Here is a 19,107-nt window from a genome sequence, read left to right on the forward strand (position 1 = left end):
CGAGCCGGTACGGCTCGCCGTCGTCATCGGTACCGGTACCGGTGGTGTCCTCACCACTCTCGGGCAGGACGACATCTTCGAACGCGCCGGGATGCGCCGGATGTCACCGTTCACGGTCCCCATGCTGATGCCCAACGGGCCGGCTGCCCGGGTGAGCATGGACCTCGGTGCGAAGGGAGGAGCCAGGACTCCGGTGAGCGCCTGCGCGTCCGGGGCGGAGGCCCTCGCCCTGGGGCAGGACCTGATCCGCAGCGGCCGGGCGGACGTGGTCGTCGCAGGTGGGGTGGAGGCATGTCTGCATCCCTTCACCATCGCGGCATTCGCCCAGATGAAGGCCCTGTCGACGCAGTCCGTGGACCCGGAGACCGTGTCCCGCCCGTTCGACGTCAAGCGGTCCGGGTTCGTCATGGGCGAGGGCGCGGGGATGATGGTGCTCGAACGCGCCGAGTTCGCCCGGGCCCGTGGAGCACGTGCCTACGGCACGCTGGCCGGCAGCGCTGTGAGTTCGAGCGCGAACCACATCACGGCCTCCGACGCGGACGGTCAGGTCTTCGCCATGGAAATGGCGTTGAGCGACGCCGGACTGGCTCCGACGGACATCGGGCTCGTGCACGCCCATGCCACCTCGACGGAGTCCGGTGACCTGGCGGAGGCCGAGGCGATCGGCCGAGCGATCGGCAGCCACGCCGCGGTGACGGCGACGAAGTCGATGACAGGTCACATGATGGGCGCGTCCGGAGCGGTGGGCGCCATGGCCGCCTTGTTCGCGCTCAGGGACGGCATGGCGCCGGCCACGCGCAACCTCGACGAACTCGACCCGCGCGTGGAACTGGACGTGGTCCGCGGTGAACGGCGCAGCGGTCAGTGGTCCGCCGTGCTGGCCAACTCGTTCGGGTTCGGCGGACACAACGTCGGTCTCGTCTTCACCAAGTGACTGCGAGCCCTTGACCGCCATCCGGACGACTTGGGCCGTCAGACCTGGTGGCTGCCCGGTCCGGCCCAGGGGCGGTGATGCGCCGACTCCCGTTCGGCCGCCGAGACGGCCGCTCTGGTGGTGACGGTCTGCTGCTTGAGAGGCGGCGGCGGATGGGTATGACGGGGCCACAGATTGCCTCTGTTCCGTCGGCCGCAGAGTGTCTCCGCCCCGCCGGCCGCAGGCTGGCCCGTCGCAGCTGGGGCGCCGCCGGTGCCGGCGACGTTCGTACGACCCGCGACCCGCGACCCGCGACCCACGGCCCCCGGTCCTGACACCGCATGGCGATCGTCATGCTCGTCCGACGTGTCGCCCGCTGCTGGGGCAGGCACCCCGCCCGGCCTGCGCGAGCGTGGGATCGGTCACCGTTGGGAATCCGGTGTCTCGCGGTGCGGTTCGATCTCCGGGGTGGGGGAGCCGCCGGGCAGGTGGCTTCGTTGGTGGCTGAGGGTTTGGCCGAGTCGTTCTGCCAGTTGGGGGACGGTTGCCGGGGGCAGATACATCTCGGCGCCTGCGTCGAGCAGACGGCGGACGGGGCCCTGGTAGCTGACTCCGAGTTCGTCGTCCTCGATTTCGGTGACGACGATCCGGGCCGTGGGGAACGCCGACCGCAGGTTGCCGATCAGCTGTGGGCTGACCGGCGGCACCAGCAGGACGTCGGCCGAAGCGGGGGCCGCGTGCATGTCGAGCACGATGTAGTCCGCGCCGAGTTGGTCGGAGAGCGAGGTGCGGGCCGAATCCGACAGTTTCATCGCGGTCACCACGACCGTGACGCCCTTGTCGGTGGCCGACGGCTCCTCATCGGCCGCGCCGGGCGTGACCGGATCGATGACGGTGCCGATGACTACGGTGCCGGCGTCCCCGGTGGCGGCGACGTCGGCACCGGGGACGCCGGAGATCCTCGCGACCGGTTCGCCGTCCCGGGTGATCAGCAGGTCCTCCCCGGGGGCGATGGCGTCGATGCGTGCCATGACGTCCTCGGGCAATCGCGTCGCGTCGATCCCACGCGCGGCGTGTTCGTCAGTCATCGGGTGTGGCACGGGGCATGGGCAGAAGCCCGGTGTGCGGCCCGGGATGCCTGTGGTGGCGGGCCCTCCGGAAAGTGAGCGGTACCGGCCGGCCCGGTCCGATGGGTGCGGTGGACTGAAGGGGAAACGTCCTCACAGCGGCCGATCCTCCCATACCCAACAGGCGATGACCGGGTACTCAGGTGCGGTGATCCTTTCCACGATCCGCGTCAGTTCGCCGGTGACACTTGGCCCGCCGGACCCGAAAGAGCCGTTGTTCCATACCCAGCGTCTCTCGTCGAGCGCACGCGCGCCTGGCAGAAGGCCTTTCGTCGGCTCGCCCGCTGCTACGAGCACCGCCTCACCGTCATCGACGCCGTCTTCGGCCTCGCCGACGCGATCATCACCGTGCGCAGCCTGATCCGGCGGGCATGGACAACCCCTCGCTGGGACGAACGCCCGAACCACCGACCATGATCCGCGCCTATCTCCGTGACGGTGGCCCAAGCCTCTCCCGCTCGGCGTAGTAGAGCCGCCTGTGCATGTCTTCCGGGGCGGGGTCGGCGGACAGTTCGGCGAGGCCCTCACGGGAACTGACAGGAATGGATATGTGCAGTTGCGCGAGCTCTGCGGCCACCTTCGCGAACAGCTCGTCATCGTCGAATGCGATGTCGTACAAGCAAGCTTCGGAGAAGGTCTGCCCGCCCAATTCCCAGTATGTCAACTCCGTGTCGACCTTGATGACCGGAGGTGGCTGCTGGTCCTTCTGCTGCTGCGGGTGCAGCCAGTACCCGTAGAAGTTGCCGTCCTCGTCCTGGGCCACGGCCTTCAGATACCTGGCCATCTGCTCGGACGCCGCACAGTTGGCCATGATGTCAGGATCCACGCGCTCCTTCTCGCTGAGATAGCTGGTGTCGGTCAGCGGGTGTTGGGCACCGGGCTCCAAGATGGTGATGCCGAACTGCTCGAAGGGATGGCCACGTCCCTCCCACTGGGCTGTCGCCAGGAGCCGTACGTCCTCGGGCACGGGACGTCCGCCCAGCCGCTCCTGGGAGAACTCTTTCAACCGCTCGTCAAACACAGATGAACCCTCTCGCTGCCCAGATGACTCCTCAAAGGTTAGGAGGCGCCTCTGACAACCGGTGACCCGCGGCCGGTGACGGTCCAACGGGTGCGGCGCACCAACAGTGAGGGCGCTCGGAGCGCCGAACTCCTTGATCAAGAAACCTGCACCTGTCCTGTCCGACTGTCCCCGCCGGCACGCGCCCATCCGCACGAGCTCCGAGAAAGGCATCGAGTACCTGACGCAGGTGCTCGACGCCCGCAGGGGATCCGACACCACGAGGACGTGGAGCCGCGAGGACCTGGAGCGTTCGCTCGACCTCGCCCGCATCTGCGTGTGACTCGGCGCGGGCGGCTAGCCTCGCTGCATCGCCCGGGGTGGTGAGGGGACGAGGCGACGCCGTGGGATCGGTCGAAGGGGGCGTCCGAACCGGTGGTGCTGCGGAACCGGTTGTGATGGTCGACCGTGGCGCTTCCACGATGGCGGACCACCAGAACTGGCCGCGCTGACGAACTCCTGGCCGACCTGCTGCAATGCCCAGTAGCGCGGCTCGATGGGAGTTTGATTCACCACGAGTCGGCCGATTACGTCGGGAGTCACCACCAGCGTCCCCCACGAACCCGAGTGGTCGCCAGGGTGTGCTCGATGTCGGCCCACACCGCGCTGCCGGGCCCGGCGGACCCGTTGGAGACGGTCCGTTCGGCGTACTTGTCGGCGCAGTTGTCGCTGACCAGCGCTCGGTGATCCGTCGTCGTACCTGGCAGTTCGCCGACGTGGTGGAGTTGTCCGTACAGGCGCCCAGCGACACCATGCCGGTACTCCCGTTCAGCTTCGGCCGGACCAGGCACTGGCCGTCCTTGAGAGCCGCGAACCGATGGACCCCGTCGATGAGCGGGGCGGCATGGGCAGGTTCGCGACCATGCAACGGGCGGTTCAATACTCGTCGGCGAGGCCCTGGAGATCGACGGGCTGAGTTCTGTCGAATGTCACGAGGATTCCGTGGGGGTCCGCCAGCCGGAGTCTGCTCTCGGTGAAGCGGATTGACCAGGTCTGGTCGGCCCACACCGTTGCCTCGGGAGCCGCGATCGGCAACTCGGGAAGGTCCAGCCAGTTCAGCTCGTCGGGTGTGAGCTCGAAGTGCCGTTCACGGAGTCGGGTGCGGCAGTACTCCAGGGCCTGGTCGACGAAGACGCCGAAGCGGCTCACAACGTCGTGAGCGAGCTGGAGGGTGGACTCGTCCGGCGGGGCTGCCGGCTCGATCACCAGACTCACGGCGATCCGGTCCGCGCCTGCCGACTCGGTGAAGCAGCCGGTCCAGCAGGCAAGCGCCGGAGGGCTCTCCGTCCGGCTCAGCGTGAGCCCGGCGACATGCAGGGCAGTGGGCAACTGCGGGTCGAAGCACGGAACTTCAGTGCCCGAGCCTCTCGGTGGTGCGCCGTTCCCGGACATGGACCCAGCTTAGGTCAGGTCCGGCCATGGCGAGGACCGCATACACCTGGTCCCGGAGACGGTGTGCATCGGACGAGGTGCCGCGTGGGGTCGTGTCGGTGCGCCTCCCAAGACGCAGCCAGGGCGTGTATCGGAAGTGGATCTTGAGCGTGAGGTGATCTTGGTTCGTGGCACGTGGAGATCTGACGGATACACGGTGGGCGTTGCTGAAGCCTCTGTTGCCAAAGGGCAAGAAGGTGGGCCGACCGCCGATATGGACGCGGCGGCAGCTGATCGCCGCGATCAACGAGTGGCCGTGACCAGCACACCGCTTTCGCCCACTGACTACGGGCGGCCGACTCGCATCGCTGCGACACGTCGAGCGCATGCGGTCAGGCGGGAAGGCGGACCGCAGCGTCCGTGCCGATGCGATCTGCCACCATCTGCCGGAAATGGGCACACTGGGAGAAGTCCTCGTGGTCGCAGCCGAGGGCACATTCGATCATTCCCAAAGACGCCTGCGCGGCCGCAATACGGGAGCGAAGCATCTCGGCCTCTTCACGCAGGATGTCCCCGCGCTTGGCGGGGTCTGCGGCAGCGACCAGGGAGCGGATGATGCCGAGGGGGAGTCCTGCCTCTTTGGCGCGCAGGATGACGGCGGCGCGTGTGAGGCCGGCGCTCCCATAGCGGCGGCGGCCAGCGTCGTCGCGGGCGGGGGCGAGCAGTCCCGTCGCTTCCCAGTGACGCAGGACGTGCGTAGCCAGACCGAAGCGTTCCGCGAGAGCGCCGATGCCCATCGGCTCGCGCTCACCGCCGACAGGCGTCGTGTGCTTGCTTGACTTCATGCCGACACCAGGAGCACTTTACGGAAAGCCTGGTCGTAGCCATGCCCGCTTCCCGGCCGAGTCGGCAGTGCTGTGGGAGGCGCTCGGGACCGAGCTGTACGAGGCCGTACTGGCCGTCCGCCCCGCGGAGGCGGAGCTGTTCGCGATGTTCACCGACGCGGACGGCATCGAGGCCGTCCGCCGGCGGTATTGACTGGCTACTCCTCGGGCTCCCAGGCGATCAGCTGCTCGAACACCTGCTGGTCGCCCTCGATCTTCAGGTCGCTCAGCGTGCGGCGGCCCCAGACGAAGAGGAGCAGCTGCTCGGCCGTGCCCGTGGCCGAAGCGGAGGCGGGCGCGGAGCCGTCCGTGAGGGGTGCGGGCCAGGCGCCGGTGCCGTCCAGCGCTAGGAGCCAGGAGCGGCCCTCGGTGGCGTGGTAGTGGATGGTGGCGGCCTCGTGCGGCCAGGCCGCCGGGGTGGAGTTGCAGGTGTCGAGAAACTCGGCCACGCCGTCGATCGCGACGTCCGCCGGCATCGGCTGCACGGCGCCTGCGGCGAGCTGGGCGTCGTAGGTGTGCACCAGCAGCTCGTGCACCCGGCGCCGGGCAACGCCCCAGGCATTCGCCGGCGACACGCCGGCGCGCCACCACGCCCAGCACTCGCGCTCCGGGCCGGCCTCGCGCAGCGTACTCAGCAGCAGCTCGTTCGACTCGGCGTACCAGGCGAGCAGCGCGTCGAGCTCGCGCGGCACCTCCGCGACATCCTTGGCCGGCGGAGCCTCGGCCGGGCCCGCGGTGACGATCGCGGCCCACCAGCGCTGGCCCGTACCCAGGTGCTGCACCAGATCGAACAACGTCCACTCGGGGCAGGATGGCACCGGCGCGTCAAGGCTGGGCGCGGCGGCAACCGCACTCCGGAACGCGGCCGACCGCTCGTCGATCAGTTGCAGCAGGGCGGAATACTCAAGACTCTCTGTCACATCGCTTACCTATCACCCCAGCTCAGCCGACTGCACCCTATTTTCCAGGCCGTCAGCTGCGGGACCGGCACGAGGCCGGGGTGCGGGGCCGGCTGCACCAGGTGCTGCTGACCGAGCTGCACGTGCCGGGAAGCCGGACTGGTCCCGGGCGGTGATCGACGGCTCCCACCACCAGGCCCGTCGGGGCGGCCCAAAACCGGGCCGAGCCCGGTCGACCGTGCCCGGCCCGGCTCGAAGCACCACGTCATCACCGACGCCGGCGGCACCCCGCTCGCCATCACCCTGACCGGTGGCAACCGCCACGACATCACCCAGCTGCTGCCCCTGCTCGACGCGATCCCGCGGATCCGCGGAGTGACCGGTCGCCCCCGTCACCGGCCGCGGCAGTTGTTCGCCGACCGAGGCTACGACTTCGACAACTACCGCCGGCCCCTGTGGAAGCGCGGCATCAAGCCGGTCATCGCCCGACGCGGAGTTCCGCGCGGCTCCGGCATGGGCTCGGTCCGCTGGGTGGTCGAGCGGACGAACGCGTGGATCCACGGCTTCCGACGGCTACGAATCCGCTGGGAGATCCGCGACGACATCCACGAGGCGTTCCTGAAGCTCGCCTGCTGTGTGATCACCTACAGGCGAGTCCAGGCATTGTGTTAGTTCCTCCGAGTCGCGGCCCGGTGCTCATGACCAAGGAAACGGATCAGAGAAGCCAGTCGCCGGACGGCCTCATCGCGCTGCTCGATTCGGCCGACCGGAGGCCGGGCGCCAACGAACTGCGGGCCCTGTCCTACGCCTTGCTCGGATCCGGACCCGGAATGGCCGCCGTGGACGTGGGCTGCGGCGCCGGACGGGCCGTTGCCGAGCTGACCGAGCGGGGTGTGAAGGCCGTCGGCGTAGACCCGAGCGAGCGCATGATCGCCATCGCCCGCGGACGCCGGCCCGAGGCAGACTTCCGGATCGCGGGGGCGTACGAACCACCGCTGGCGGACGCCTCGGTGGACGGTTACCGCGCCGACAAGGTGATCTACGAACTGGCCGAACCCGAGCGGGCGTTGACAGAGGCCCGCAGGGTCCTCAGGCATGGAGGGCGGATCGTGCTGCTCGGCCAGGACTGGGAGACCATCATCGTCGACTCCGCCGATCCGGCCCTCACGCCGAGTGATGCCTTGCGCGGAGTCGACGGTAAGAGTGGTCCCCTCTTCCGGCGCAGGTCCTGACGCCCTGGCCGCGGTGGGTATGCGACGTCGCCTCGTGTACGCCTGCCGATCCGATGCTGCTTCGACGCCGTCGAGCAGCCGGCGCATGGCCCCGTGGTGAACGATCCTGTCCGGCATACGACAAGTCCAGGACTCGGACCGAAGGGCGAACTTCGGGCGTCGCCAGGGGGTGACCGCATAGCAGGGGTGAGGAACTCCTGGTGTGGTTCAGCCCTCGCGGAGGGCACATGGGTGTCCCGTACGCGGGCCCTGGAGTACCACTCCCCGCTCTGGCATGCTCGCGTCAAGCAACGCGCGTAGAGCGATCAGGAACTTGAGGAGGACGGGACATGTGCGAGCAGTGCGGTCCGGCCGGCGGTGCGGCGGAAGAACCGGATGGCCTCCGGTCGGCGGGCCCGTCACGCAGAATGCTGCTGGTCGGTGTCGGTGCCGGACTCGGGGTGGCGTTGACGGGCGTACCGGCCCTGACCTCGTCGGCCTGGGCGGCGACGCTCAAGGACGGCCGGTGGTGCAACCCCGCCCGGGGTCACTTCCCCGCAGGCGGTTACTACGGGGCCCCGCGCGGTCCCTACCCGCACGCCGGTCAGGACGTCACCAACTCGACGGGCACGGCCGTCTATGCCGCGGCCGCCGGCACCGTGGTACGTCGCGGCACCGGCGTTCTGTCGGGGCGCACCGGGAACGGCCTGGTCATCGCGCACGGCGGCGGGCGGTACACCTACTACGGGCACCTCAGCGCGTTCCGGGTCCCGCTCAATGCGAAGGTCACCGCAGGGCAGCGCATCGCCGACATGGGTGCCACGGGCCATGTGACCGGCCCCCACCTCCACTTCGAGACCCACAGCGGAGGGTTGGGATCCACGGTCAATCCGGTCTCCTACCTCGCCGCCCGCGGCGTGGACCTGGGGGGTGGCTGGCCGACCATCGGCCCCGGTGCCGTGGGTGCGACGGTGAAGGCCGTCCAGTATCTGATCACCCGGCGCGGCACCACGCTGGTCACCGATGGCAACTACGGCTCGGTGTCGGTCAACGCGGTCAAGCAGTTCCAATCGTCCCGTGGTCTGGTGGCGGACGGTCAGGTCGGACCGAAGACCTGGCCGAGCCTGGTCTACTCGCTCAAGCGGGGCAGCTCCGGAGCGCACGTACGCGGCCTTCAGGTGGTCCTCAACAAGCACAGCGCGGGACTTGCCGTCGACGGTGACTTCGGCGCCGTGACCAACTCCGCCGTCCGTGCCTACCAGAGCGTCAACCGCCTGGCCGTCGACGGGCAGGCAGGCCCCAAGTCCTGGGAGACCCTTGTCGGGTGATGGCCCGACAGTTGCGCATGCGCCGGACGGGGGCGGGCGGGGTGGGGGCATTGTTCCGCCTCGCCCGTCGGCGCAGCCGCATTCCGGCAACTACTGTCCACTATGGCGCTGTTGGCGACGAGAGGTGGCTGTGTGAGGTGATGTGGCTGTGCCGTGACGGTTGGGTCGTTGCTGCGGGCGGGGGCGTCACCACTGGCGGCGTACGGTCGCTTTGCTGCCGGTCACCAGGCTTGCCGGTGGAACGTCATCGGCCACGACCGCGCCGGCGGCGATCACGGCATCACGGCCGATGCTGACACCGGGCAGGATCGTGGCGCCGGCACCGATCCACACGTTCTCCGCCACGTCGATGGGTGCGCCGGTGAGGTACAGCCGTCGCTCCTCGGGATCGACCGGGTGGCCGCTGGTGATGAACGTGACCTTCGGGCCGATCATCACGCGCTGGCCGAGCCGGATGCCGGCGTAGTCCAGGAACGTGCAGTTCTGGTTGATGAACACGCGCTCGGCAAGGTCGAGGTTGAGGCCGTGATCCGTGTAGAAGGGCGGATAGATCGTTACTCTCGGCGGCAGCGGCTTGCCGAGGATCTGCTCGAACAGTTCTGCTTTGCCCGCTTCGTCATCGAAGGGCAGGACGTTGAGGCGGGAGGTGAGCTCGGTGACCTGTAGGACTCTCTCGGCCATGGCCTGGAACTCGTCGCTGTGGATGCGCATGAGACGGTCGCTGGACATGCCGCGACTCCTTCTGGGTGTGCCGGGTGGCTGGGCTGGACTGAGCAGGGCCGGACGGGACCGGATGAGAGCGGGTGGGACTCGCTGGTTGCTGACGGAGGCGGACGTCGGGCAGCCCGGTCGAGTCACCTTCGCCGAGGTCGAGGTCGAGGTCGAGGTCGCATTCGCGGTCAGGGGCGGGGTCGCGGTCCGCGAGCGTTTTCGGTGTTGTCGCCGCCGCGTTGTGGCGTCGTTGCCCAGGACGGGAGCCAGGCCGTGTCGGGGAGTCTTGGCAGGGTTCCGAGGTGGGCGATCACGCCGCGGAGTTCTGGATGCGGATTCGCACTCGGGAGGATGAGCGAGAGCGGGTACGCGAGGATCGGGTCGACGACGGGGATGCGGCGCAGGTCGTGATGGGTCGGCCACATGTACCGGTCGCGTGCCCCGACCAGCGTGGCCACGTCCGTCGACTCCGCGAGGGTGTCCAGGAGCACTTCGTCTCCGAAGTGCGGGCCCGCCGCGTCGATGCGCAGGTCGAAGGCGGTGGCGAGTTGATCGTAGAAATCCGCCCATTCGCTGCCGGGTGCGATACCCGGCACCCAGATCCGGTGCTTGCGCAATTGCGGCGGCGTCAGCCTTCGCGCGGTGGCGAGTGGATGTCTCGGGCCGACGAGAAGCTCCAGCGGGGTGTCGAACGCGTGGATCATCTGCAGGCCGGGCGGCAGCGCGGCCGGGTCGGTGACGGTACGGAACGAGGCATCGATGTCGCCTGCTTCGATGGCGGCGACCGCCACGCGCGGGTCGTTGACTCTGAGGGTCACCACGTCCAGATTGGTTTCGGGATGCGACCGCCAATAGTCGTGCAGAACGACGGCCTGCGCGCTTCGCAGGCCCAGAACATCGATCCGAAGGGCCCGGGAGCCGGGCCTGACCGCGGTGATGGCGCGTTCTACACCTGCGACGATGCTCTGCGCATGGGGGAGAAGAGCCTGACCGTCGAGCGTCAGCTCAACCCCTCGGGCGGTACGTGTGAACAGGCGGACTTCCAGCTCGCGCTCCAGGGAGGCGATCCGCTTGGATACCGCCTGCTGTGTCACGCCCAGCTCGTCGGCCGCATGCTGGAACTGTCCGAGTTCGGCCGCCCGGACGAACGATCGCAACGTGTTGGTGTCCACTGGCCCATCCTAGGTGCGCCCAACCAATCGTTGTGGCTCGCCGGGGATCGGTTGGTTCGCGCTGGGACGGGGCGCCGCGGGCGGCGCCCCGCAAGGCACTACGCGCCCGGATCCCAGGCCAGGAGATGGTCGAAGAGGCGGCGGACGCCGTCGAGCTTGAGGGAATCCATCGGGATACGGCCGTAGAAGGCCAGGACCAGATCACCGGCCGTGCCCCGGGCCGAGGCGTCGGCCATGTCCGGGGCCTCGTCGGCAGTGGCGACGGGGTTGGCGCCGGGCAGGGACAGGCGGGCGGGCCGGGCAGGGGGAGAGGTGGCGGGCCCCGCGGCGACGGTGGTGGCTCAGAAGACGGGGGTCAGGACTCCGACGCCCGCCACTCCTCCGCGTAGTTGTTGAAGATCTCCCGCAGGTGATGCCCGATCTTCAGGTAGTCCAGATCGTCCAGGTTGGCGAGCGAGACGCGGACCGACCACTCCGGGCCCTCGAAGCCGCCCCCGTTGAGCAGCACCACGCCTGTCTGCTGGGCGAGGCGGAACAGTGGGTCGATGGGCTCGTAGTTCTTGTCGAGGAAGGCTGCGAACGATTCGCCGTGTTCGAGTTGGGCCTGTGCCATCAGGTCCAGCTCGATGTAGTAGCCGGCCCGGTGCGGATCGTTGGCGATCTTCATCCGGGCGCCCTCCAGCAGGAGTTGGAGGCGCTGCTGCACGATGGCGCGGATCCGCCGCTTGTAGGCCTGGCCCTCGTCGAGCATGCCGAACAGGGAGAACAGGGAGAGCATGACCTGCTGCGGGAGCGAGAGGCCCGCGGTGTGGTTGAGCGAGACCTGGCGGGAGTCGGCGACCAGCCGGTCGATGAATTTGATCTTCTCCGGTTCCAGGCTCAGCGTTCCGTACCGCCTGCTGAGGCTGTCCTTGTCCGCCTGCGGAAGGGAGGCGATCCGTGCGTCGATGACGTTGTCGTCGTGCAGGCCGATGACGCCCAGTCGCCAGCCCGTGCAGCCGTAGTGCTTCGAGTACGAGTAGACGAGGAGGGTGTTGCGGGGCAGGTCGGCGGCGAGGGACCGGAAGCCGTCCACGAACGTTCCGTACACGTCGTCCGTGACGATGAGCAGGTCCGGGTTCTTCGTCGCGACGATGTCCTTGAGCTGGTCCGTCACCCGTCGGCTGAGGGCCAGGGAAGGCGGGTTGGAGGGGTTGACCAGACAGACCAGCTTGATCTCCGGGTCCGCGAGCTTGTCGATCTCCTCGGCCGGGTAGCGCCACTCGCGCACGCCCACCTCGGCGAACATGTTGGCCTCCACGTACGTCACGTCGAACTCGTACGTGTCCAGCTCGGGGATCTCGATGTACGGGGTGAACACGGGGACCATCAGCGCGATCCTGTCGCCCTTGTGCAGGATCCCGTTCTTCATGAGCGAGTCGAAGATGTAGCACATGGCGGCGGTGCCGCCCTCGGTCGCGAAGTACGAGAAGTCCCCGGCCGGCGGCTCCTTGGCGAACAGCTCGTCCGCGACGTAGCCGCGGACGATCTCCTGGGTGTGGTGCAGGATGCGGTCCGGCACCGGATAGTTGTCGCCGACCGAGCTGTCGGTCAGTTCGTGGACGAAGGCGTCCTTGTCGAAACCGAAGCGCGACACCGCGGACTCGACGCATTTCTGGAGGAGTTCGATGCCGGGAAGGCCCGGGTGCTGCCGTACGAAGGCGTCGAAGCGGTCGCCGGAACCCACCAGCTCCGGCATGCCACCGAGGTTGTCAGCCGTCCACACGCGGCGGGATTCGGTGACTGCGAAGCAGCCGAGCGCGTAGAACGCCTCACGGGGCCCGGTGGCGACCCAGTTCGGGTTGCCGCGGCCCGCGTTGAGCATCTGGACACTCGACTTGTCCTTCTGGCCGGGCCTGTCGGCCTGTGCCTCCTGGGCGAGTCCGATGAAGACGTTCTTCAGCTCGAAGGGGGACAGCCGGGCGTACTGCTGGATCTGCTCGCGGGTCAGGCTCGTCTTGTGCATGGTGTTTTCCTTACGTCCTTGTGTCCGTGAGGGGCGCTCAGTGGTGGAGTAGGCCGATCGCCACGGTGAGGTAGACCAGCAGCTCGGGGTGGGGCTGGAATTTGCTGCGATTCACGAAATCGCCCCCCGGGGCTCTCCGATCTGTCAGGAACCGAGGATGCCGACGAGCACCGGGCCGGTCAGGGGGAGCAGGAAGTTGGAGAGGGCGTAGGTGATGGTGTAGCCGAGCATCGGCACCGACGACTGCGCCACCTGGGTGACGGCGGTGATCGCGGGCGTGGAGCACTGCTGGCCCGCGATGGCGCCGATGAGGAGCGGTTTCTCGATGCGGAGGAGCTTGAGGCCGACGACGAGCGAGATCGTCGCGGGGATCAGCACCATGGCGATCCCGGCGAACGGCAGCAGCGCCCCGTACTCCTTGAGCAGTGGCCAGGCCTGCGGTCCCGACACCAGACCGGTGCAGGCGATGAAGACCGCGAGCCCCATGTCCTTGATGGTGGCGGCGGCCTGCGGCGGGAACGCCCCGAAGGTCTGGCTGCGCGAGCGGAACCAGCCGAAGAGCAGCCCCGAGACGAGACAGCCGCCGCCGGTGCCGAGGGACAGCGGTACGTCGCCGAACTTCACCACGACCTGTCCGAGCAGCGAACCGGCCGCGATGCCGAGCCCGAGGTAGATGAAGTCGGTGGCGTCGTTCCTGACCACGGAGCCGAGCTTCGCGACCAGTTTGTTGAGGCCCGAACGGGCACCCACCAGGGTCAGCACATCACCGCGGTGCACGACCGTGTCACCGTTCGCGGGCAGTTCCTGACCGGTGCGCGTGACGTCGGTGACGTACACGCCGGCCGAGAGGAACTCGGGATTCTCGCGCTGGATCCGGTCGATCGTCTTGCCGTCGTTGGACTTGCGGGTGATCGACACCTGCTCGGTCGCGAGAGGGGAATCGAGGCCGGGGACGCCCGGTGTCTCCGGGCCGATGAGCCGCCCCGCCTCGATGGTCTGCGCGCGCCGGCCGACCACGAGGACCAGGTCGGAGAGGGTGAGCCGGAGATCGGGGGAGGGCGTGAGGACCTTGCTGCCGCGCTTGACGGACTCGATGGTGATCCGCTCGTCGAGGGCGGACTCCAGGTTTCCCACGGTACGGCCGTCGGCGGTGGTCACCAGATACGTACGGCCCACCATGGTCGGCAGTGCGGGGCGCTCGTCCGGTTCCAGGGTGCCGCTGCTGCGGGTGCGCTCCCACAGTTCCCGGGCGGCGTCGCGCAGGTTGATGCGCAGCATCATCGGCATGATCTGGCTGGTGTAGAGGACGATCGTGATCAGGCCGAAGAGGTAGCAGACCGTGTACGCGGTGGCGACGTTGCCCTGGTACTCGGATACCTGCTGGGCGGTCAGACCACTGAGTTTGCCGATGGACTCGGTGGCCGTACCGACGACGGCGGACTCGGTGGCGGCACCGGCCAGGATGCCGGAGGCGGTGCCGACGTCGAGGTCGAACCCCTTGGCGAGGCCGAAGGCGATGCCGAGGGCACAGACCAGTTCGATCCCGCACAGCACGAAGAAGCGCAGGCTCTTCTTGTTGAGGTTGCGGAAGAACTGGGGCCCGGCCATGTAGCCGAGGGCGAAGATGAACAGCGCGAAGAACACGGTCTTCACGTCGTCGGAGACTTGCGCCTTGGTCCAGGCGCCGAGGAGCAGGGAAACGATGAGCGTTCCGCAGATGCCGCCCAGTGTCAGCGGCCCGACACGCAGCTTCCCGAGAAGGTGGCCGAGTGCGAGGCTCGCGAACAGAACGAGCTCGGGGTGGTCCTTGAGTACTCCCACGGCGGCTCAGCGAATCTCATATAAAGAAATATGGGGCATGGCTGGACAATAGGTGACGGTTCGTGGTGCCGCCACGCGACGCCTGCGGCAGTGGTCATCCGGCGGCGAATCGGGCGCAGTTGAGGCGCGCCTGTGCGGGACCGCTGCCGTACGAGGGAAGGTGTTCCGGCGGCCGGGCCCTGTTCACCGTGGGGCCGTCGCCCCGGCCGCCGGCCGCCGGCCGCCGGACTCAGAGCCCGGTGACCTTGGCGCTCGCCGACAGTTCGTAGGCCAGGGTGACCGTGCGGCGGCTGCCGGGCGGGAGGGGGATGTCCCAGCGGGCGATGCCCTCGGTGTCGACCGTGTCGGGGGCCGGGGAGCAGGAGTTCTTGTGCAGCCGGATCTCCACCGCCGAGACCTCGGAGACCGGGATCCGTTCCCGCAGGACGACCACCCGCTCGTCGTGTTCGCCGGGGGCGGAGAACCGGGACAGGTGCAGCCGGATCGTGCGGGTCACCACGGTCCGCTGGGTGATTCCGGTGGAGTCGCGGGACTCCTCGGACTGCCGGACCACCCGGTAGTCGTCGCAACTGCCGAAGGCCAGTTCGGCGGGGGCACCGGGGGCGGTGAAGTCCAGGGTGCCGCGGCCGCTGAATCCGCTGCCGCGGACCAGGTCGACGGGCCCGGCGAGCAGTGCGTGGCCGGACCGGTTGTCGAACCGCACCACCTGGGTGACCAGCGGGGACAACTCCGGTGAGCAGGCGTACTCACTGCGCGCGGCCGTGGTGAACGCGGAGAGCGGCACTCGGTGGGCGCGGCCGTCACCGGGCACCGAGACCGGTGCGGGGGATCGCAGTACGCGCGCCTCGCCGCCGTCGTCCACCCCGGGCAGACCGAGCACGGGTGCCGGGCCGAGGTCCGCGATGTCCTCCTCGCGCAGTTCGACGGCGACCGTGCGGCGCTCCGCCGCGGAGCGGTCCTTGAGCGTCAGCCGGTCCTCGCCCAGCCGTGGCGGATCGGTGGCCAGCGCCGAGCGGGCCGTGGACAGGGTCAGCCGTACGTCCGACCAGTCCTCCCCGGTGCGCTGCCAGACCATCGCGTCGGTCTCCAGCGTCAGCGAGTCCCCGTCGAGCACGGCCCGGTAGGCCGGCCGCCACAGCGCACACGGGGTGAGGTGGCTCAGGCGCAGCCCGACCGGGCCGGCGGCCGCGGTCTCCACGGTCAACTCGACATGGCCGACCAGCTCCGCGGGCTCCTCCTCGGCGAGCTGCATGGCCCGCTCGGCCTCCCCGATTCCGGCCGCGATGTCGGCCAACCTGGCGTCCGCAGCCCGGAGTTGCTCGCTGTATGTGTCGCGCTCCTCGTCCACCCGGTCCAGCTCGCGGGCCCAGCGGTGCTGTTCGGTCTCGCCGGAACCGGCGCCTTCGCCGATCTCCCGCAGCACGTCGGCGGCGAGGCGGCCGAGCAGGTCGAGGCGGGCCTTCAGCCGGTCGCGTCGCCGGCCCAGGGACAGCCGCTCCTCTTCGAGGTCGTGTACGCGGTGACGCAGGGCGGAGTCGTCCTCGGTGGGCGGCAGCGGCGCGCGCGGTGTCCAGCTGCGGACGATCCGTACGTCGAGCACGGTCGCGTGGTGACCGGCGGTCAGTTCGGCATGGAGGGTCCGGTCGACGGCCAGCGCACTGACCGGCCCGAGACGCAGCCGCTGGACTCCGGCTTCCAGGTCGAGCACGACGGAGCGTTCGACGTGGGCGCGGTCCTCCAGGCAGGTGACGGCGGTGACGGGGAGAGCGATCGGCTGCTGGGCCGTGGACATGGTGGGTGTCAGCTCCTGCGGTTGCCGCCGACCAGGGCCTTGCCGGTCGGGATACGGATCTCGTAGCCGCCGTCGAGGGCGGCAGTTGCGCCTGCGGGCAGGTCCAGCCGCCAGACTCGGGTGCCCGGTGCGTGCCGGTCGGGGCCGGTGCCTTCGTCGGGGGCGGTCCAGTCGGCCCGTTCGTCGATCCGGACGTCCGGATCGGCGGTGACCGGAACCCGCTCGCGGACCTCCACGGCGACGGGCCGCGCGAGCCGGTTGGCCAGCTCCACGTGGACGCGGTGGTCGAGCACGGTGGTGTTGTTGCGCAGGCCCGAGGTCGACTCGTTCAGGCTCGTACGGCGGGTGACCCGGATGCCCTCGGCCGCCCCGAGCCCCACCCGGCGGACCCCGCCGGGGGCGAGCGTGGGCAGTGCGGTGGTCAGCAGGAAGTCGTCGTCGACGGTGACCTCCACCGGGCCGGCCAGCAGTGCCTGGTCGGTGGAGTTGGAGAGCGCCAGCGTCGCGTACACGGTCTGATCGACGGACGGCACGCAGAGGTACTCGGTACGCAGACCGACCGGGATCTCGCCGACGGTGACGGTGTGCCAGGTGCCGTCCGACGGGATGTCGGCGCGGGCGGCGGCATCGAAGCGGTGGTCGAAGGAGCCCGCCGACTCCCGGGGCCGCACGGCCCGTCCGGGCAACGGCAGCGCGGCCACCGCTTCGGCGCGGCGGCGGTACTCGGCCGCCAACGGGTCGAAGGGCGAGCCGAGGAACAGCCGGCCCCTGCGACCGCCCGACTCCTCGGGGCCGCACAGGACGAGGCCGGCGTAGTCGAGCTCGGCGCCGCTCGGCTGCGGCGGACCGGCCGCCGGCGCCGGGGGCGGTGGTGGCACGGCCCCGGCGGGAGCCGCGGGCATCATGGCGCCGGGCGCACCCGCGAAGGGGCCGCCGGTGCGCTGCCTGGCGGCCGGTTGCGCCCAGGGCTGTGGTGCGGGGGCGGGCATCCCGCCCCCGAAGGGCTCCGGGGAAGCGCCTCCGGGCGCCGGGAGCGCGCCCGGCGGGGCTCCGTAGCCCTGCGGTGGCGGGGGAGGCGGCGGTGGCAGAGCGGGCTCGGATGCGGCAGCCGCGACGACGTAGTCGCCCCCGCGAGGCGAGGGCGCGGCGGCCGGGGCCGGGCCGGGTCCCGCCGAGTCGAACCCGGAGAACAGATCGACGAGCCCGGCCGGGGGCTCGCGCCAGCCGGAGGGCGCGGGGGCCGACTGACTGCGTCCGATCCGGATCGAACGCAGCCTCGGCAGGTCGGTGCGGCGCCGGAGATCGGCTGTGGCCAGGGCGATGCGTACGCCGGTCCAGTCCTCGCCGGTCCGCTGGGCGACCGAGGCGCGTAGCACCAGACGGCCACTGCCGTCGCCCTGACGGTGTGCGAGTCGGTAGGCCGGTACCCAGACGGCGCCCGGGACCCCGTATTCCAGCTCCAGTTCCACTTCCGTGTCGCCGGTGCCGTCGAGGGCCAGTACCGCGCAGACCGTGGTCTCCACGTGCGCCGACGGCGCGTCGGTGGAGGCACGGGCGAGCCTGTCGGCGACGCTGTTCAGCTCGTGCTCGACATTGCGCAGCGCCTCCTCCAGCTCGACGAGACGCTTGTGCAGCCCCGCCAGCCGCTCGTCGACGAAGTCGGCGAGTTCCAGCCAGGCGTCGACCGGGGTGCGGCGGTGCGGGTCGTCGCGCTTGCGGGGAGGCGGTACGGGCTGCAGGGCCCTGACCTCCTCGATCAGGCTCAGCTGCCGGTCCCGCCGTCCCCGCGCGGCCGCGTGCTCGTCGCGCAGCCGCTCCGCCTCGCGCCGCAGCTCGTCGGGCGCACGGGTACCGGCAGGCTCGGCCTCGACCTCGACGCGGGCCCCGGTGACGCGTACTCCTGAGGCGCCGAGTACCCGGGCCCGCAGCGAGCCCGGGTCCAGCGAACGGGGCAGTCCTGTCACCCGCACCCGGCCGTCGGGCGACACGCTGCCCCGGGCCAGGCGCCTGCAGATCGCGCCCTGCGCGTACACCACGACCGAATCGAGGGTCGACCCCCAACGCCGTGTCGACTCATCCGTCATGTGCTCCGCCCCCCGCCGTGTCCATGCTGAGCGCAGCTTACGCCCGGGGGTTCCGCGCGTCCGCGTCACCTCAGGCGGACGGCGACCGGTCCTCTTCGAGGACGGCTCGGGTGCTCGTGACCACGGCGCATTTGCCCGCCGCCCAGCGCAGGGCCATCGCGTGGTCCCCGGCGGAGAAGTCGGCCACCGCGTCGGCCACCACGAAGGCCTGGATGTCCTGCATCCAGGCGTCGCACGCGGTCATGAGGACGCCGATGTGGGCGTAGACACCGGTGACGACGATCTGGTCGCGGCCCTGTTCGCGGAGGCGTTCCAGGAGGTCGGTGCGGACGAAGCCGCTGTACTTCCACTTGGTGAGCACCGCGTCGCCCTCGTCGGGCGCGACGGCTTCCGCGATGGCGGCGGCGTGCGGGTCGGCCGGCAGGCCCGGGCCCCAGAAGTCCTGTTGCAGTCCGCGCTCGTCCGGGCTCTGGCCGCCCGGCTGCGCGGTGTAGAGCACCGGCATGCCGAGTCGGGCCGCCGTCCTCTTCAACTCCGCGACGTTCGAGAGAAGTTCGGGAATCGGGGCGGACGAGCGGTCGTAGGCCGACAGGAAGTAGTTCTGCAGATCGTGGACGAGGAGCACCGCGCGTGACGGGTCGACGGTCCACCCGACCCGGTTGGCGGGCAGCTCGTCGGCGGTCGGCATGGGGTACGGGGCGATGGCGGGCAGTGCCATGTTGCGGGGAT

At 69.8% G+C, this 19,107-nt stretch carries 18 protein-coding genes and 2 pseudogenes; 7 read left to right on the forward strand and 13 right to left on the reverse strand.

What is annotated here, in order from left to right; genetic code table 11:
* Positions 1-934: beta-ketoacyl-[acyl-carrier-protein] synthase family protein (locus EES42_RS18000; protein WP_241196438.1), on the forward strand; the 934-nt coding region annotated here is incomplete at its 5' end.
* A gap of 401 nt (positions 935-1,335) precedes the next feature.
* On the opposite strand, the gene EES42_RS18005 is transcribed toward EES42_RS18000, so the two are convergent.
* Positions 1,336-1,944, reverse strand: a complete 609-nt coding sequence (locus EES42_RS18005; protein ID WP_206433497.1) for a hypothetical protein — start codon at positions 1,942-1,944, stop codon at positions 1,336-1,338.
* A 333-nt stretch (positions 1,945-2,277) separates the two neighbouring features.
* Here EES42_RS18005 and EES42_RS18010 point away from each other — a divergent pair.
* A pseudogene (locus EES42_RS18010) lies at positions 2,278-2,457 on the forward strand (IS5/IS1182 family transposase); the annotation flags it as partial.
* 7 nt (positions 2,458-2,464) lie between these two features.
* Here EES42_RS18010 and EES42_RS18015 read toward each other — a convergent pair.
* A complete protein-coding gene (locus EES42_RS18015; RefSeq protein ID WP_124719205.1) occupies positions 2,465-3,061 on the reverse strand; it encodes a hypothetical protein in 597 nt (198 codons plus the stop codon).
* A 133-nt stretch (positions 3,062-3,194) separates the two neighbouring features.
* On the opposite strand from EES42_RS18015, the gene EES42_RS18020 reads away from it, so the two are divergent.
* Entirely contained in the window at positions 3,195-3,383 is a 189-nt protein-coding gene (locus EES42_RS18020) for a hypothetical protein (protein ID WP_124719206.1), read from the forward strand.
* 593 nt (positions 3,384-3,976) lie between these two features.
* Here EES42_RS18020 and EES42_RS18030 read toward each other — a convergent pair.
* Together EES42_RS18030 and EES42_RS18040 are read right to left on the reverse strand one after the other, a co-directional pair.
* Positions 3,977-4,492 carry a hypothetical protein gene (locus EES42_RS18030; RefSeq protein WP_124719208.1) on the reverse strand — a complete coding sequence of 172 codons (516 nt, stop codon included), beginning with the start codon at positions 4,490-4,492 and terminating at the stop codon, positions 3,977-3,979.
* Between the two features lie 371 nt (positions 4,493-4,863).
* Complete coding sequence (locus EES42_RS18040) at positions 4,864-5,316, reverse strand: MerR family transcriptional regulator (RefSeq protein ID WP_241196439.1); 453 nt, start codon at positions 5,314-5,316, stop codon at positions 4,864-4,866.
* On the opposite strand from EES42_RS18040, the gene EES42_RS18045 reads away from it, so the two are divergent.
* A complete protein-coding gene (locus EES42_RS18045; protein WP_124719209.1) occupies positions 5,315-5,509 on the forward strand; it encodes a hypothetical protein in 195 nt (64 codons plus the stop codon). The two genes, EES42_RS18040 and EES42_RS18045, sit on opposite strands and share 2 nt — an antisense overlap.
* A gap of 4 nt (positions 5,510-5,513) precedes the next feature.
* Here the strand turns inward: EES42_RS18045 and EES42_RS18050 are convergent, their stop codons facing one another.
* Complete coding sequence (locus EES42_RS18050) at positions 5,514-6,275, reverse strand: maleylpyruvate isomerase family mycothiol-dependent enzyme (RefSeq protein WP_124719210.1); 762 nt, start codon at positions 6,273-6,275, stop codon at positions 5,514-5,516.
* A 92-nt stretch (positions 6,276-6,367) separates the two neighbouring features.
* Here EES42_RS18050 and EES42_RS18055 point away from each other — a divergent pair.
* The 3 genes and pseudogenes from EES42_RS18055 to EES42_RS18065 form a co-directional block, all read left to right on the forward strand.
* Positions 6,368-6,926 (forward strand): annotated as a pseudogene (locus EES42_RS18055) (IS5 family transposase); the annotation flags it as partial.
* 26 nt (positions 6,927-6,952) lie between these two features.
* On the forward strand, positions 6,953-7,486 hold the full coding sequence (locus EES42_RS18060; protein WP_241196440.1) for a methyltransferase domain-containing protein: 534 nt from the start codon (positions 6,953-6,955) through the stop codon (positions 7,484-7,486).
* Positions 7,487-7,893: 407 nt separating this feature from the next.
* A complete protein-coding gene (locus EES42_RS18065) occupies positions 7,894-8,793 on the forward strand; it encodes a peptidoglycan DD-metalloendopeptidase family protein (RefSeq protein WP_164495259.1) in 900 nt (299 codons plus the stop codon).
* 186 nt (positions 8,794-8,979) lie between these two features.
* Here the strand turns inward: EES42_RS18065 and EES42_RS18070 are convergent, their stop codons facing one another.
* From EES42_RS18070 to EES42_RS18105, 8 genes are all read right to left on the reverse strand, one after another.
* A complete protein-coding gene (locus EES42_RS18070; protein WP_164495260.1) occupies positions 8,980-9,522 on the reverse strand; it encodes a DapH/DapD/GlmU-related protein in 543 nt (180 codons plus the stop codon).
* Positions 9,523-9,692: 170 nt separating this feature from the next.
* Positions 9,693-10,676, reverse strand: a complete 984-nt coding sequence (locus EES42_RS18075) for a LysR family transcriptional regulator (RefSeq protein ID WP_124719212.1) — start codon at positions 10,674-10,676, stop codon at positions 9,693-9,695.
* A 98-nt stretch (positions 10,677-10,774) separates the two neighbouring features.
* Positions 10,775-10,912 carry a hypothetical protein gene (locus EES42_RS47600; RefSeq protein ID WP_323180827.1) on the reverse strand — a complete coding sequence of 46 codons (138 nt, stop codon included), beginning with the start codon at positions 10,910-10,912 and terminating at the stop codon, positions 10,775-10,777.
* Positions 10,913-11,031: 119 nt separating this feature from the next.
* A complete protein-coding gene (locus tag EES42_RS18085; protein WP_124719214.1) occupies positions 11,032-12,681 on the reverse strand; it encodes a bifunctional aspartate transaminase/aspartate 4-decarboxylase in 1,650 nt (549 codons plus the stop codon).
* Positions 12,682-12,825: 144 nt separating this feature from the next.
* Positions 12,826-14,502: an aspartate-alanine antiporter gene (gene aspT, locus EES42_RS18090; RefSeq protein ID WP_124719215.1), complete on the reverse strand. Its 1,677-nt coding sequence runs from the start codon at positions 14,500-14,502 to the stop codon at positions 12,826-12,828.
* 229 nt (positions 14,503-14,731) lie between these two features.
* Complete coding sequence (locus EES42_RS18095; RefSeq protein WP_124719216.1) at positions 14,732-16,294, reverse strand: mucoidy inhibitor MuiA family protein; 1,563 nt, start codon at positions 16,292-16,294, stop codon at positions 14,732-14,734.
* An 8-nt stretch (positions 16,295-16,302) separates the two neighbouring features.
* Entirely contained in the window at positions 16,303-18,378 is a 2,076-nt protein-coding gene (locus tag EES42_RS18100) for a DUF4139 domain-containing protein (protein WP_124719217.1), read from the reverse strand.
* Positions 18,379-18,448: 70 nt separating this feature from the next.
* Positions 18,449-19,096: an isochorismatase family protein gene (locus tag EES42_RS18105; protein ID WP_124719218.1), complete on the reverse strand. Its 648-nt coding sequence runs from the start codon at positions 19,094-19,096 to the stop codon at positions 18,449-18,451.
* Between the last annotated feature and the right edge of the window lie 11 nt (positions 19,097-19,107).

Origin of the sequence: Streptomyces sp. ADI95-17, assembly GCF_003846175.1 — a bacterium.
Classification (GTDB): Bacteria; Actinomycetota; Actinomycetes; order Streptomycetales; family Streptomycetaceae; genus Streptomyces; species Streptomyces sanglieri.